The organism is Microcoleus sp. w2-18bC1 (assembly GCF_036700365.1).
Lineage (GTDB): Bacteria > Cyanobacteriota > Cyanobacteriia > Cyanobacteriales > Microcoleaceae > Microcoleus.
In genome coordinates this window covers 1-15,189 of the sequence record NZ_JAUBOS010000098.1, presented here as the reverse complement: position 1 = coordinate 15,189, position 15,189 = coordinate 1, and the positions used below count along the sequence as shown (strand labels likewise).

11 protein-coding genes and 1 CRISPR repeat array are annotated in these 15,189 nt (G+C 45.7%); of the genes, 6 read left to right on the top strand and 5 right to left on the bottom strand.

Annotation, left to right across the window (positions count from 1 at the left end):
* Positions 1-69 precede the first annotated feature (69 nt).
* Positions 70-201, top strand: coding sequence for an MrcB family domain-containing protein (locus QT979_RS29155; RefSeq protein WP_445304817.1), 132 nt, complete (start codon positions 70-72; stop codon positions 199-201).
* Complete coding sequence (locus tag QT979_RS29150) at positions 158-307, top strand: MrcB family domain-containing protein (RefSeq protein ID WP_445304816.1); 150 nt, start codon at positions 158-160, stop codon at positions 305-307. The genes QT979_RS29155 and QT979_RS29150 overlap by 44 nt, the downstream gene beginning before the upstream one ends.
* Before the next feature lie 85 nt (positions 308-392).
* Here the strand turns inward: QT979_RS29150 and QT979_RS27275 are convergent, their stop codons facing one another.
* The 3 genes from QT979_RS27275 to pdhA form a co-directional block, all read right to left on the bottom strand.
* Positions 393-575, bottom strand: coding sequence for a hypothetical protein (locus QT979_RS27275; RefSeq protein WP_333312229.1), 183 nt, complete (start codon positions 573-575; stop codon positions 393-395).
* Positions 576-707: 132 nt separating this feature from the next.
* Positions 708-845 carry a hypothetical protein gene (locus tag QT979_RS27270; RefSeq protein WP_333312228.1) on the bottom strand — a complete coding sequence of 46 codons (138 nt, stop codon included), beginning with the start codon at positions 843-845 and terminating at the stop codon, positions 708-710.
* 241 nt (positions 846-1,086) lie between these two features.
* The gene (gene pdhA / locus QT979_RS27265) at positions 1,087-2,124 is read right to left on the bottom strand and encodes a pyruvate dehydrogenase (acetyl-transferring) E1 component subunit alpha (protein ID WP_006634162.1); all 1,038 of its coding nucleotides are present in this window, start codon (positions 2,122-2,124) and stop codon (positions 1,087-1,089) included.
* Positions 2,125-2,582: 458 nt separating this feature from the next.
* Here pdhA and QT979_RS27260 point away from each other — a divergent pair, with 458 nt between their 5' ends.
* Positions 2,583-4,901, top strand: coding sequence for an IMS domain-containing protein (locus tag QT979_RS27260; protein WP_333312227.1), 2,319 nt, complete (start codon positions 2,583-2,585; stop codon positions 4,899-4,901).
* Positions 4,902-5,171: 270 nt separating this feature from the next.
* Positions 5,172-6,374: a glycosyltransferase family 4 protein gene (locus QT979_RS27255; protein ID WP_333312226.1), complete on the top strand. Its 1,203-nt coding sequence runs from the start codon at positions 5,172-5,174 to the stop codon at positions 6,372-6,374.
* 79 nt (positions 6,375-6,453) lie between these two features.
* Positions 6,454-7,923: direct repeats of the CRISPR family, unit length 37 nt; unit sequence GTTTCAATCCCTGATAGGGTTTTAGGTTTTTTCCGGC.
* 249 nt (positions 7,924-8,172) lie between these two features.
* Here the strand turns inward: QT979_RS27255 and QT979_RS27250 are convergent.
* Positions 8,173-9,750 (bottom strand): reverse transcriptase domain-containing protein, encoded by a 1,578-nt coding sequence (locus QT979_RS27250; protein ID WP_333312225.1) that lies wholly within the window; start codon positions 9,748-9,750, stop codon positions 8,173-8,175.
* Between the two features lie 1,210 nt (positions 9,751-10,960).
* On the opposite strand from QT979_RS27250, the gene QT979_RS27245 reads away from it, so the two are divergent.
* On the top strand, positions 10,961-11,707 hold the full coding sequence (locus tag QT979_RS27245; protein WP_333188131.1) for a dienelactone hydrolase family protein: 747 nt from the start codon (positions 10,961-10,963) through the stop codon (positions 11,705-11,707).
* Positions 11,708-11,806: 99 nt separating this feature from the next.
* Entirely contained in the window at positions 11,807-12,706 is a 900-nt protein-coding gene (locus QT979_RS27240; RefSeq protein WP_333312224.1) for a S1 RNA-binding domain-containing protein, read from the top strand.
* Between the two features lie 248 nt (positions 12,707-12,954).
* Here the strand turns inward: QT979_RS27240 and QT979_RS27235 are convergent, their stop codons facing one another.
* On the bottom strand, positions 12,955-15,072 hold the full coding sequence (locus QT979_RS27235; RefSeq protein WP_333312223.1) for a polysaccharide biosynthesis tyrosine autokinase: 2,118 nt from the start codon (positions 15,070-15,072) through the stop codon (positions 12,955-12,957).
* Positions 15,073-15,189 lie beyond the last annotated feature (117 nt).

Here is a 15,189-nt window from a genome sequence, read left to right as displayed (position 1 = left end):
TTTTGGTAAAAATTGTAATCTCACACTTTTTTCATTATAACCGATAACTAATCAACTTATTTATTTTTCATTCCTTATGTCAGAAATGTAGTGCCGAAATCAATAAGTGCTTCCTGGGAATTACCAGAAATCTATAGCGTAAAAGCTTCACCCGGTAATGGTTCTTGGGCTAAAGTTCCTTGGTTGGGTAGCAATATTTAACAAGCTTGTAACTGAGAATGTCCAGTCGGGGTTTTACTGTGTTTATTTTTTTCGCGCGGACTTCTCTGGCGTTGATCTTTCTCTCAATCAAGGAATAGCAGATTAGCTTGGTTCTGACTAGCTTAGGGAATTTTCTGAACCTCTCGATCTTCAGCTTGATTCTATCCCAAAGGCAACTACTTTATTTAGTATTAAACTCTCAATACAGGCCTTTCGGGGTTTTCGGGATTGGGAACTAGACGCTGATTTTTGCAATCTACTAGCAAATCTAAAGTTTCTAACACAGTTTGACCGATTAGCACCATATCGCCTAAAACCATTGCCGCCTCAATTGTCTCGCGCCCTTCCAGTTCAATGATAATAGGCCCAGTCAATCCCACTGTTTCTTGTCTGCCATCAGCATATTTTGCTATTTCCTGACTCCTAATTCTTAAACCCAGGTGTTCGCAGACTTCTACAGGAATAGCTGTGCGTACTGCGCCAGTATCTATGAGTGCTTCTGCTTCTTACACACGCAAAAGACTTGGATTGAGCAATCCTCTCTTGACTAACTCTTCATCAATGGCATTGGTTAGCTTGACTTTGACTCGAACTGCACCCATATTTTTGCTGGTTTGAGCTAGATCGCGATCGAGATTTATCATATCGCCTCTTTTCGTCTATAAAGTCTACCTTTGATTCTAGCCACAATTTATGGTAGTAAGGTTCGCAGTGCCAACCCTACAAGTAGAGTTTGTACGTAAGTCTTACAGCGTATTCCAGGTTTAGGAAGTGCAGTAGGGACAAAGGCTTTCGCCCTGTCCCTACGGGGATATATCACTCTTGTGGGGAGTAGGGGTTGGGCATCCTAGCTGCCCTAAACATACAAGTTAAATGCACAAAAGCTTACTCATCTTCTGCATAGATAAACCGATACAATTCGCTAGGATCTGGCTCAGCGCTTTTCTCAGCAAAATCGACTGCATCATCAATTACTGCTTGAATTTTATTATCGATCTCTTTCAATTCTTCAGCAGTTGCCAAAGTTCGATCGATCAAATCAGCAGCCAACTTCTTAATCGGATCGCGGGGGAACCAATATTCCTTCTCTTCCTTAGAACGCAACTCATCAGGATCGGCCAAAGAATGGCCGCGAAAGCGATAAGTCAAAGCCTCAATCAAAGTCGGCCCCTCGCCGGCTCGCGCCCGCGCTACAGCTTCTTTCGCCACTTCCCGCACCGCCAAAACATCCATCCCGTCAACCTCAAAACCAGCCATGCCAAAAGCATGAGCCTTCTTGTAAATCAGCGGGTCAGAAGTAGCTCGCTCGTGGGCCATCCCGATCGCCCATTTGTTGTTTTCCACAACATAAATAATCGGCAACTTCCACAAAGCCGCCATATTCAAACATTCAAAAAACTGCCCGTTATTTGCAGCACCATCGCCAAAAAAACAAGCAGTCACGCCATCGGAACTCTCATCCCCCAAAGCTTCGCGCCGGTACTTCGATTGAAAAGCCGCCCCCGTAGCTACAGGAATCCCCTCAGCCACAAAAGCATAACCTCCCAACAGTCGGTGTTCGGCCGAAAACATGTGCATCGAACCGCCGCGGCCCTTCGAGCAACCAGTTTCCTTTCCGAACAACTCAGCCATTACCTCCCGCGCCGGGACGCCCGCGCTCAAAGCGTGAACGTGATCGCGGTAGGTGCTGCTGACGTAATCAGTGTCATCCCGGCGCATCGATCGAATCACGCCAGTAGACACAGCTTCCTGACCGTTGTACAAGTGGACAAAACCAAACATTTTGCCCCGGTAGTACATCTCAGCACACTTGTCCTCAAAGTAGCGCCCCAAGACCATATCCTCGTAGAGCATCAAGCCCTCATCCCGAGAAATGTTTACGCTTTGCGCGTCAAAAACTGGTAAAGTCCGTTCCTGAACCATAAATAATTAATACCCGACGATCGGCTTCCTAGACATCTAAATTTAAACCCAGATGGGACACAACCGCAGCAGAAAACGATCAAACGTTTTCTGTGCAACAGTTCACCAATTGTTAAAATGTGTTTGGCAGGCGTGGCGGATTGCGGGGACTCGGAGAACAAACTCCCATCTAAACCCCATGCAAACGAATGATATAATTCCATTACTCTCAAACCCGAAAATGCTCAAGAGTCAAACCACTCCTTTAGCTGACGGGCAGTGGGGCAAGGTATTTTCCTCACTGTAAAACGCCTTAGAGCGAAAAAAATCAGAGTATATCTACGGCAAGTCCAACATAGCGCGAATGGGGCGGTTGGACTCCAACACCAGAATTTTTGATTTGGTTTGCGGGAGTATGTCACTTAAGATAGGCTAATTCAGTTGCTAGCGCTTTGGGGAAGTGGACAGTTCTTTAACTTATGTTAATTCCACTAGATTACTACCGGATTTTGGGTCTACCGATTCAAGCTACTGCCGAACAGTTGCAGCAGGCTCACCGCGATCGAACTTTACAGCTTCCGCGCCGGGAGTATTCCGAAGTTGCGATCGTCGCCCGTAAACAACTGCTCGATGAAGCCTGCGCCGTTCTGTCAGACTCAGAGGGGCGCAAAGCTTACGATGCCAGTTTTTTAGCCAAAACTTACGATCGAGAGTCGGAAGCCGCACAGGAAGCCAAGCACCAGAGGTCAAAAACCTCAGCAGGCACGGCCACCTTCCTGCAAGACACAGGAGAAACCGCTCCGCCAGAGTCCAAGACTTTAGAGGCTGCTCCCGACCCCCACACTCCAAGTATTGAAATCGATGACAACCAATTCGTAGGAGCCCTGCTCATACTGCAAGAACTGGGGGAATACGAACTCGTACAGAAGCTGGGTCGCCCGTATCTTAACAATGGCAGCATCGCGATCGCAGAAGGTCGTTTCGGCGACCCCCAGCTCGTGAGGCCAGATATAGTTTTAACTGTCAGCCTTGCCTGTCTAGAACTCGGCCGCGAACAGTGGCAGCAAGGTCAGTACGAAAATGCCGCAAAATCATTAGAAGCAGGTCAAGAATTGCTGCTGCGCGAAAGCCTATTTGCAAGCGTGAGGGGTGAAATGCAAGCCGACATATACAAACTCCGTCCGTACAACATTTTAGAGCTATTATCACTTCCCGAAGAAAAAGTCGCCGAGCGTCGCCGGGGACTGGAAATCCTGCGAGAAATGCTTCAAGAACGAGGCGGTATCGACGGTTCGGGAGATGATCGATCGGGTTTAGGAATAGAAGACTTCCTCCGGTTCGTGCAGCAAATGCGTAAACACCTAACCAGCAGCGAGCAGCAGGCGCTATTTGAAGCCGAAGCCGGCCGCCCCTCCGCAGTCGCCACTTACCTCTCGGTCTACACCCTGTTAGCCCAAGGATTTGCCGCCAGACAGCCATCGATGATCCGTCGCGCCAAGCTGATGCTGATGCAGCTCGGTCGCCGCCAAGACGTTCACCTAGAAAAAGCCGTCTGTTCCCTGCTGCTGGGCCAGACAGAAGAAGCCAGCAGAGCCCTCGAACTCAGTTCGGAAAAAGAACCCCTGGCCTTCATTCGCGAACATTCCCAAGATTCACCCGACTTGTTGCCCGGACTGTGCTTGTACGCAGAACATTGGCTACAAGAAGAAGTGTTTCCCCACTTCCGCGACTTGGCCAACGAGTCAGTGTCCTTGAAAGACTACTTTGCTGACCCGAAAGTACAAGCTTACCTAGAAGCTTTGCCACAGGACGCAGAAACCGCCAACGAATGGGTCGTCGTGCAGCCCCGCGCCGGCAAGCTCCCAGGGCGACTGCAACCGACAGCAGGCCGATCGCCCGCTGCCATACCTGCACAGCCACCCACAGCCAAGCAGGGAGCCAGTATGGTCACATTGACCCCCGTACCGGGCGAGGCTTCCACCGCAGCTTCGGGCGCGAAATCCCCGGCAACGGTAGCCGCGCCGAGCGCTGTTGCCCCTGTCTCTCTCCCGATAGCTACAGTGCCACACCCTGCTGAATCGACTTCCAAACATCGCAGACGCCAACATTCAGGGCGCAGCGGAGCAAGCGGCAATGGGCTAAAGGGCGATTTTGTCGATCGGGCGCGCACCAAGGCAGCAGAACTTACCGCCCAAGTTAAGTCCATGCCTCCAAACAAGCTGGCTTTGTTTCTAGTCGCAGGTGTCCTGAGCCTGTTACTCCTGTGGTTAATACTCAGTCTGTTGGCTAGCGCCATGCAAGCCCTATCGGGCCCCCTCCGAGGAGAGCAAGCCCTTGTCCGCCTGGAAGAACCGCCCCTAGAAATCCCTGCCTTGGCCGCGGCCCCAGAGCCGAGCGCTGCAGGCGCAGTGTCGGGAGAAATCACTGAGGAATCAGCCGGACAAATAGTTCAAAGCTGGCTGTCGGCGAAAGCAGCGGCTTTGGGTCCGAATCACGCTGTCGAAGAATTAAAGCAAGTTCTGACAGAACCGGCTTTGTCTCGCTGGCAATTGATGGCAGAAGCTCAACAGCGAAACAACGCGCACCAGCGTTACGTACACAAGCTGCAAGTTAATGGAGTTAAGACGAATCCGACTAATCCCGATCGCGCTCAAGTAGAAGCCCAAGTCGCGGAAAAAGCCGAAGTGTTCGATCGCGATCAGCTCGTTTCTTCCCGCAACGAAAACCTGCGCGTGCGCTACGACTTGATCCGTCAAGAGGGACAGTGGCGAATTATGGATTGGCAAGTGATTAAGTAAGGAATTGTTCAGTTGACTGTTGACTGTTGACTGTTGACAGTTGACTGTTGACAGTTGGCAGTTGACAGTTGACCTGGGATACCGACATCTACCTGGAACGAAGAGGATTGGAGTAATGAACAGTCTTCTTTTAATTTCTCCTGATCGGGGTTCTGGCTGTAAACCTATTCTTTCTGGTAATTGGTAATTGGTAATTTTTGCTGGCTAATTACTAATTACCAGTTTCTGATTATTAGGTGAATTTTCAATTCCAAAAGTGGGAGTTTTGAATTGCAGATTATTGTTGAAGGCTGGCGTTTTATTTATCATTCCTATTGCGTAGCCAATCAATTTCAACTGCTGGAAATGCTCGATAGCCAGCGAGGAAAAATTGAGCTTTTCCACCGCGATATGCCCTACATTGACGCAGCTTGGGAAACGAAAATTAGTTTGTTCGATCGCCCAAATGAAACATTACTTCGCAGCATTAAGAGCCCTGCGGTAAATCAGTCAGCCGATGTTACCGTGCGAATGTACTGCCCGTGGGACTTCTCGGCATCCAGCAGCGCTCAAACTTGGGTATTTGCAGCGACAGAATGGGGGATTATTACCAGTTCAGTATTACAGGCAATGGGTGTTAAGTCGATCGCCCAAACCCCGGTTAATTCAGAAACGAAAATTATTACACCTTCAGCTTGGTCAAAAGCTGGCTTAATTCGCAGCGGAGTTGAGGCAGATCGCATTGCCGTTGTACCTTTGGGAGTCGATCCTAAGATTTATTATCCTGCTGCGGGCGATCGGCGTCAATCACTGCGCCAAAGCTTTGGCTGGTCAAACTATTTTATATTTTTAAACATCGGCGGACAAACCGATCGCAAAGGTATTCGCCCTTTATTAAAAGCCTTCGCTGCGGTAGTTGACAAATATCCCGATGCGAGATTAGTTTTAAAAGGTTCTGAACTGCTTTATCCGTCGAGAGACGAGATTGCTGAAGCCTGCCGAGTTGTGCTCAACGATGCGGAAAGAGCGAGGGTTTTACCAAGATTAATTTATACTGGTAGCCAGCTATCTTTTGCTCAAATAGCAGAGTTTTACCAAGCAGCAGATGTTTATGTTTCTCCCTATTTGGCAGAAGGTTTTAATCTGCCGGTGTTGGAAGCTGCAGCTTGCGGTTTGCCGGTTATTTGCACGGAGGGCGGCCCTACCGATGATTTTACACGATCGAACTTTGCACAGCGGATTGAGAGTAAATTTACGGCTGTGGTGAGTGACGGCGAAACGTTATTTATCTTAGCTCCTGAGTGGGAACATTTGACTGATTTGATGCAAGGGGCGATCGAACAGCCTGGATTGGCTGCGACAGCGAGGGTTGCGGGCCCGGCTTTTGTGGCTGAAAATTTTACTTGGAGGCGCGTAGTCGATCGATTGCTTGAGGTTATGGGAGGAGATAAAAAGAGAGCGGAGAGGTCTATTTTTGAGCCAATAATTTTGTAGTTTGGGCGTTTCAAGCCCTAGATGGGGAAATAGGTTTTTTCCGGCCCTGTAATTTCTCAATCCACTCAGCCACAACGTCGTTTCAATCCCTGATAGGGTTTTAGGTTTTTTCCGGCGTTTTTCTGCTGCGTTCTTGGTCAAGTAATATTTGTTTCAATCCCTGATAGGGTTTTAGGTTTTTTCCGGCCTCTAATTCTTTCTTTACTTCTTGATTGGCCAACTCTGTTTCAATCCCTGATAGGGTTTTAGGTTTTTTCCGGCCTTAATATTTCAGCCGAATCAGGTGAGCAATTGGCGCGTTTCAATCCCTGATAGGGTTTTAGGTTTTTTCCGGCATAATACAAACCGGGCAAGGAGATTTTCTTTTCGTTTCAATCCCTGATAGGGTTTTAGGTTTTTTCCGGCGTCCTTCATATTCGATATATTTCATTAATCTAAGTTTCAATCCCTGATAGGGTTTTAGGTTTTTTCCGGTTCAGCTTTGCGGTTTGGCATATTCAAATTGGCAAGTTTCAATCCCTGATAGGGTTTTAGGTTTTTTCCGGCGAATCTTGAATACGTTTGGTGACACCACAGACCACGTTTCAATCCCTGATAGGGTTTTAGGTTTTTTCCGGCGTTCGATTTCTACTGATATTTCCGATTGCTCCACGTTTCAATCCCTGATAGGGTTTTAGGTTTTTTCCGGCGGTACTGATGCCCCAGCTTGACTTACTGGGATTGGTTTCAATCCCTGATAGGGTTTTAGGTTTTTTCCGGCTGTCGTAAAGGTAACACCCAAAATAAACTCCTTCGTTTCAATCCCTGATAGGGTTTTAGGTTTTTTCCGGCTTAAATGTTAAATTCCGAATCCAGATATTCGCGCGTTTCAATCCCTGATAGGGTTTTAGGTTTTTTCCGGCCTACACCACTTGCACCAGCAACAGTAGCAGCACTTAGGTTTCAATCCCTGATAGGGTTTTAGGTTTTTTCCGGGAACTACGCAAATCTTGCCTTTATCTAACCACTCCTTGGTTTCAATCCCTGATAGGGTTTTAGGTTTTTTCCGGCTTCTCCAAACTCAGCCTGCTTGCTGGTGCGACGAGTTTCAATCCCTGATAGGGTTTTAGGTTTTTTCCGGCGGCGAGCTCAGAATGTCAATCAATTTTGGAAATCGTTTCAATCCCTGATAGGGTTTTAGGTTTTTTCCGGCTTTACAATCGAAGCCTCGCAATACAGCACCCGCGTTTCAATCCCTGATAGGGTTTTAGGTTTTTTCCGGCGTTACAAGCCACTGCGTAGGTTGGCAAATTATTCGTTTCAATCCCTGATAGGGTTTTAGGTTTTTTCCGGCGGAAGCTCTCCTGGTACATAAGAAGGAGGAAAAGTGTTTCAATCCCTGATAGGGTTTTAGGTTTTTTCCGGCTGTAGAAACAGGTTTGTTATTATCTGAAGTATTGTTGTTTCAATCCCTGATAGGGTTTTAGGTTTTTTCCGGCTCGTTGGTAGCAATATGCCAGCAATGCCTCGTAGGTTTCAATCCCTGATAGGGTTTTAGGTTTTTTCCGGCGGCCCGTTCCAGAAGCCAGGGTGTATTTGGTTTTCAAAGTACAGTTGCGTCCATATCAAATAAAAGTACCATTCCAGCCTTCGGCTTGTCAATACCCTAGTTTCCATACTCACTCCAAAACCTTATCCTGTAAAGCTTTCACACTTGGCGTCTATCTTTTTTTCACACTAGGGGCATCAAACTCTTGCTGCACATGAGTTTGAGCCAAAAAATTTGATACTCCGATTTTGGTTGAGTCGAGGGGGGATACTATTCCCCGCCCCTCTCAGTTAGATCCGGACGTGCTGGTTTCCCCGCATCCGGCTCCCGATGTTCTTGGCTTGCGCCTTTGCTCATGTGGATATAGTCGTGGCAGCTTTCGTGAACCGCTAGAAGGTTATTTATTTTCCAATTACTATGGCAACTATCTACATGATGCAGATGTACCTTTTCATCGTCTAGCATTTTTAGACCACATTTCCCACATTTATGGTTTTGCCGTTTTAAAGCTTTAGAGGTTTCGCCGTTATAGAGTTTGCTGTTACGCTCACTCCAGTAGGGTATATCTCCGTCGTAAGGTGATTTCTCTCCTTTGACATTGACAAATTTGTTTTCGGAGTGAGGAACCGCCGGGAACGCTTTTTCTATCAGTTTCCTGGCAGTATAGCGGTTCTGTTTTGATTCCTTGTTAAATACCTTGAAGGCTCTATTGTCGAGGAGCCACAGCGAAAACCGTGACCCATCTAACTTACAGTAGCGATGGTAATTTCTCCAGCCTCTAACTACAGGGGCTAATTTCTCAGCTTTGACCGTAGCACCATAATTCGAGTTGTTAACGATGTGTTTTACCTTCTGACGGAATGCTTTAAAATTGTCCGCTGATGGAACGCATCTAAATTTCCCGTTATTTTGCACTTTGAAATGCCAACCAAGGAAGTCAAACCCATCTGTCGTAGCCGTTAGCTTGCTTTTCTTTTCACTAACCTTCATCCCTCGTTCTGCCAGAAATTCGCTGACTTTATCAAGTATTGCCACTGCGTCATCTTTGGGCTTCAGAATTATTACCATGTCATCCGCGTACCGGACTGATTTGTGTATTTCCTCAATCCCATTGAGAGCAATATTGGCTAGTAATGGACTTACCACGCCCCCTTGCGGGGTTCCTTGTTCTGGGAATTCTGGATTGACTCCTGATTTTAGACAACGAAATATTCCGGTCTTGATGCCCTTTGGGGCGATGAGTCGTTCCATTATGCTGGTGTGGCTTATCCTGTCGAAGCATTTTTCGATATCGAGTTCGATAACTCGCTTATCTATTCCATTGACTCTTGAGCTTAGGTTGAGGAACAGGATTTTTTGTGCGTCATGCGCCGACCTTCCTGTTCTAAATCCATAACTCATGGCGTGGAAAGTGGCTTCGTGAGCTGGCTCTAGCGCGTATTTTGCGAGGCATTGCCAAGCTCTATCAGCGATAGTCGGTATCTTGAGGAGGCGGGTACTCCCATCCTTTTTAGGGATTGGTATTGAACGTAACTTCTGGTGTTTCCAGTTGTTACTCTTGGCTCTGAGTTCTTCACCCAAGGCAAACCTTTCCTCAAAAGTGAGTGAGGCTTTTCCATCGATTCCCGCAGTCTTTTTGCCAGCATTTAGTTGAGTTACTTGACGTATTGCCAACATTCTTGCAGCCCTAGATTTCAGAATTAGCTTTTGAAGGGACTTCGCTTTGGGCTTGTCTCCAACTTGAATCGCTTTATACACTCGCTTTTGTAGGCGAAATAATTCCCGTCGGAATTTCTTCCAAGGTAACGTCTTCCAAGATTCACTAACATTGCTGTTGTGCCTAATCATGCTCTTCTCTAGTTTGTGTACTCTGAACACCTCAGACCAATTACGGTCTGTCCTACCCGAACTAAGGGGGTTCCGCTGCTCGTCTAGCCTACTTGGGGTTCGACTTCCCCTTGACCCTTAGTCCGTTTTTTTTCGTTCCCTCGGTTAGATTGATTGTTCCTTTAGGTGGAGCCAATTTAACTACTGGATTCCCTGGACTCTTGCCGATATTGGTATTATGATTCGGCGGGAATAAGCTCCAGTGGAGTCGGTAGTTTTGTCTGTGTACCGCTCTGGGATAAGTTACTTTTCTAGGCTCGATTTCACCATCGGAACTCCCCATTAACGCCAGTGTCACCTCACATTAGATGTCTGATTGCGTCCTGTTCCCAGCTTCACTCTCCAAGAATCGAGCTTGGTCGGTGTGGGCAGATAGGGAGTCATACCTGAGTCTGGCAGAAGGGACTTGCACCCTTATCAGACCGAGAGTTCAGCCTTGTGGCTGGAAACGTTATGTACGGACTGATTACCGTGATTCACGTTTCAACGAATCGCACAACACCTACCCATTGACGCAAACTAAGCAAAAAATATTGTGCGCTCAACGGACTCTACCCCACCAATACGTTCGATCTTAACCTGAGAGCAAGCGCACAGCGGAAAAAACCAAATACTGTCTTCCTTGGGTTAGATGACTTTTTTCGGCGTGGCGATCGTAACTTAGACTTGAGTCCTTGCCTGCATCAATCTCTTCAACTGGTTGGATGACTTTTTTCGGCGTGGCGATCGTAACTTAGACTTGAGTCCTAGCCTCCATCAATCTCCTCAAACGATTCCGCCAACCAGAAAGCAAAGCGATTAAAAAACAACTCCGATATATCAAAAAAATTTAGCTCATATTCAACAGCTAACGAGTTAGACACTGATCTCTAAAATCTCACGAAAAAGCCAGATAAAAGCTGCCAAGTCGTAGACTTATCAAAATCTATGCTTGAGAAAATCACAGACCAAAACTTATATTCTATAGAAACTGAATCCCCAATTAATTGCTAGGAGTGATTGGCCCCAACTTATTAATCGAAACCTAAACCTTCAACAATAAGCGAATTTTTACCTGCTATATTTGCGGTATTTGTGATTCGCCGTTCCGAAAAATGTTATTAGCCAATTGCATACAGAATCCCCAAATTAACTTAAAATCAGTACAGTGGCATTTACCTTAAAACAACCTATGACAAAAGCCGAGATTAGCACCAAAAACATCACAGTTCCTAACGGGGATTTGCAAATAGCTGCATACCTAGCCCAGCCAGCCTCCCCAGGGCAATTTCCCGCAGTTATCGTGATTCAAGAAATCTTTGGTGTCAACTCCCACATCCGCGAAGTTACTGAAAGAATAGCAAAAGAAGGATATGTGGCGATCGCCCCAGCCATTTACCAGCGTCAAGCCCCCGGCTTTGAAACCGGCTACACACCCGAAGCCATCCAAATCGGCAGAGAATACAAAGAAAAAACCACAGCTTCCGAACTTCTCGGCGATATCCAAGCCACCATCGATTACCTCAAAACTCTACCCTCTGTCAAACAACAAGGTTTTGGCTGCATCGGTTTCTGCTTTGGAGGACACGTCGCCTACCTCGCCGCTACTTTGCCCGAAATCAAGGCTACAGCGTCGTTCTACGGCGCCGGTATCGCCACCCAAACCCCCGGCGGCGGAACCCCCACGATCGCCCGCACAGCAGACATTAAAGGTACTCTATACGCCTTTTTTGGCACTCAAGACCCCAGCATTCCTTTAGAACAAGTTGACCAAATCGCCGCAGAATTGCAAAAACACAGTATTTCTCACCAAATTTTCCGCTACAATGCCGATCACGGCTTCTTCTGCGACCACCGCGGCAGTTACGACGCTACGGCAGCAGCCGACTCGTGGGTGCAGGTGAAGCAGCTATTTCATCAGCAACTTCAACCAGCTTAGAGAGTGGGAGATGGGGAGATAGGGAGATGGGGAGAGTGGAAAATTTTTTTCTACTGACGACTGCCAACTAAATTACTGACAACTGACAACTAAACTGACATGAATTCCAAATCTACAGGTTCTCAAAGCGCAAAAGCATCCTTTTCAATGGATGATTTTGCTAAAGCCCTCGAACAGCACAATTACGAGTTCCAGAAGGGACAAGTAGTGCGCGGCAAAGTGTTCGAGTACGACTCAAACGGCGCGTATGTTGATATCGGCGGCAAGTCTTCGGCTTTTTTGCCGATCGAAGAGGCTGCTTTGAGAACAGTAACGGATTTGTCGGAAGTGGTTCCGCTGGACGAGGAACGGGACTTTTTGATTATCCGCGAACAAGATGCAGATGGCCAAGTTACCTTGTCCCTGCGGCAGTTACAAATTCAGCAAGCTTGGGAAGATTTAATTGATTTGCAGGAAACCGGTAAAGTTCTTCAGGTGCGGGTTACTGGGGCGAATAAGGGCGGCGTGACAGTAGATGTTCAGGGGATGCGCGGTTTTATTCCCCGATCGCACTTAGTCGATCGCGATAACCTAGAATCGCTGATTGGTCAATCTTTGAGCGTTAATTTTTTGGAGGTCGATCGCGAACGAGAAAAACTCGTACTTTCCCAGCGGATGGCTACTCAATCGAATGCCTTCAAGGACTTGCAAATTGGTCAGTTGGTGGAAGGAAAAGTCAGCAGCATCAAGCCTTTTGGCGTGTTTGTGGACTTGGAAGGAGTTAGCGGTTTGCTGCACATCAAGCAAGTTAGCCAAAAATATATTGATAACCTTGGCAAGGTGTTTGCTCCCGGTCAACCCCTAAAAGCGATCGTGGTTGACCTCGATGAAAGTCGTGGTCGAATTTCACTTTCTACTCGGGTACTGGAAAATTATCCAGGGGAAATGGTGGATAAAATGGCGGATGTTATGGATACCGCAGAAGAGCGATCGGAACGTGCTAGAAAGACTCTTTCTTAAGTCTTGATATAATTACCACCCCGACTTATTAAAGAAGTGGGGGTGGTAAAAGTGCGATCGTTTTACGTTTAATTAAGTTGATTTACTTATTTTGCATTTTACATCGACTTCTTCTACCAGTTTCCCAAAACAATCCCATTATAGGCTAACTCCAAACCCCTATCTACTAAGTTAATACCTCTCGCCAATCAAAACTCCAAAATAGTCTTACTTCTTCCTTTAGCTATCTAACTTCATTTTAGCGTTCGTTATTTGACCCCATTAGCTACTACTCCCAATACTTTAAAATCGGCTACATTTAGTTGATCTAAAGCTTTGCTTACCAGACCGCGATCGGTTTTTTCTATTTTTACAATCAGCACTGTACCATCAGTTTGAGAAGCTAGTAAATGACCATCTGCTAAACCCATTAAAGGTGGTGTATCGTAAATTACTAAATCAAATAAGGCTAAGAATTGTTCCATTAAATAGTGCATCTTTCTCGAAGAAAGTAATTTAATTGGATCGGGGGGAATAGTACCAGCAGTGAGGACAAAAAGATTGTCATCGTCGGGTAATCGCTGAATAGCCTCATTTAAGCTTAAATCAGAACTTAAAACATTACTTAAACCTTTCATATTTGATAAACCAAGGTATGTGTGCAGTTGAGGCACACGCATATTAGCATCCACTAATAATACTCGTTTACCAACAGCAGAAGCAGTTTTAGCTAAATAAACTGCTACAGTGGACTTACCCTCACCCTTAAGAGTCGAAGTGATGGTTAAAGAACTAATTGGGTGTTCCGCATTTAATAATTGAATATTTGTGTATAAGTAGTGAAATGCCTCTACCACAGGAAAATCTTTGGAATTTGAAACTATTATTCGTTTTAAGCTTTCACTGTTAGTATTTGAACTTACGCTAGTGAATTGAGCGGGAACCCTTTCACCTCTACGAGATTTAATTTTCATCGCTTTGGCGATCGGAATGACTCCCAACAGAGGGCGTTTAGTTGCTGATTTAATTTCTTCTGGAGTATGGAAAACAGTATTTAAAACTTCTACTAGGAAACCTATAGCAATGCCTAGTAAAGTGCTAATAACGATCGCGATTGCTAGGTGACGGCGGGTTGGTTTTTCTGTTACTGGGTTGAGATCACCATTTTCGTTTGTGACTAACTCTGGTTTAGATATAATTTGCCAAGAGCCATCAATTTGACCAGCATCTAGTTGTAAAGTTTTTTGTTTTTCGAGGAAGAGTTTGAGAGTATCTTTAGCTAGTTCGAGTTTTAATTGTATGTCATCATAGCGGTGTTGAGCTGTGGGCATTTGAGTGATTTTTGCTTGCAGTAAATTTTGGCTATTAGTTATCAACCGCTCGCGAGCTTCCAACTGTTTTAGTTGTGACTGCATCTGCAAGAGGACAGCATCAGCTTCTTTTTTCATTAAATCACGCAAACTTTGCTGCTTTTCCCGCAAAGATTGAATGGGAAGGCTATTTTCATAAAATTGAGTAGAGCTTAAAGCTAATTGTGAGTCTATTTCATTTACTTTGCTAATTAAATTTTCATAAGATTTGGGGCTAATATCAACAATCCAACGATTATCGCCAGTTAACGATCTTTTTTTGTAGCTTTCATATTGAAGCCTACTTTCTGCCACTTGTGCTTGCACTTCTAGGCGACGATTAGTTAAAATATCTAGCTGATCTGATAGACTGCGGCTGCGTAGTTCTGGTTGGTTAAAGTTATACTGAACCCTTAACATTTGTAATTCTTGTTGCAATTTATCTACTTTCTGCTGGAGTTGCGGCATTTGTTGATCGATAAAATCAATACTTTGTTTGCTAACTTTTAAACGCTCTTGATCCATATATTCTAGGTAATATTTGGCGGTTTCATCCAGCACATATTGGATGCGCTTGGGGTCTCGATCGCGGTAGCTAATATCTAGGAGTTTAGTACCACCCTGCTTCCCATCTCGTAAGAAAGTAACGCGTTGGATAATCAAGCGGTTATTGAAATTTTTATAGTCAAAGTTTGGATATCTTGTTTGCAACTTATTAACTAATGGTAGTAACACTTCTGGGCTTTTTAAAACCCGCGATAAACTTTGATAATCCACCGAAGAGCCTTCTTCCGCTGATGATTTAATTTTGTTCAAGTCTGTGATGCCTAAACTGTTGTTTTGAGCTTGGACCAAGAGCTTTGATAGCCGATAGTCAGCCGTAATGGGTTCTGCTAAAACTGTAAATTTTCCTTCATACTCAGTAATAGATTTTTTGGCAGCCCTAAGCACGAAACTACCGCTTAAAGTAGCTATGCTGGCAGCTACTATGCCCATCACTAGAAGGCGACGTTTGACGACAGCTAGTACCCAATTCATATCAAGAACTTGGTCATCCTCTGCTGGGGTACTAGCTAGGTAATTAGGGCTTGCTGAATATATCGCCCGCGTGTTACGTGGCCTGGGTTATTTGATCGCGCGCTCAATAGTAAAGTG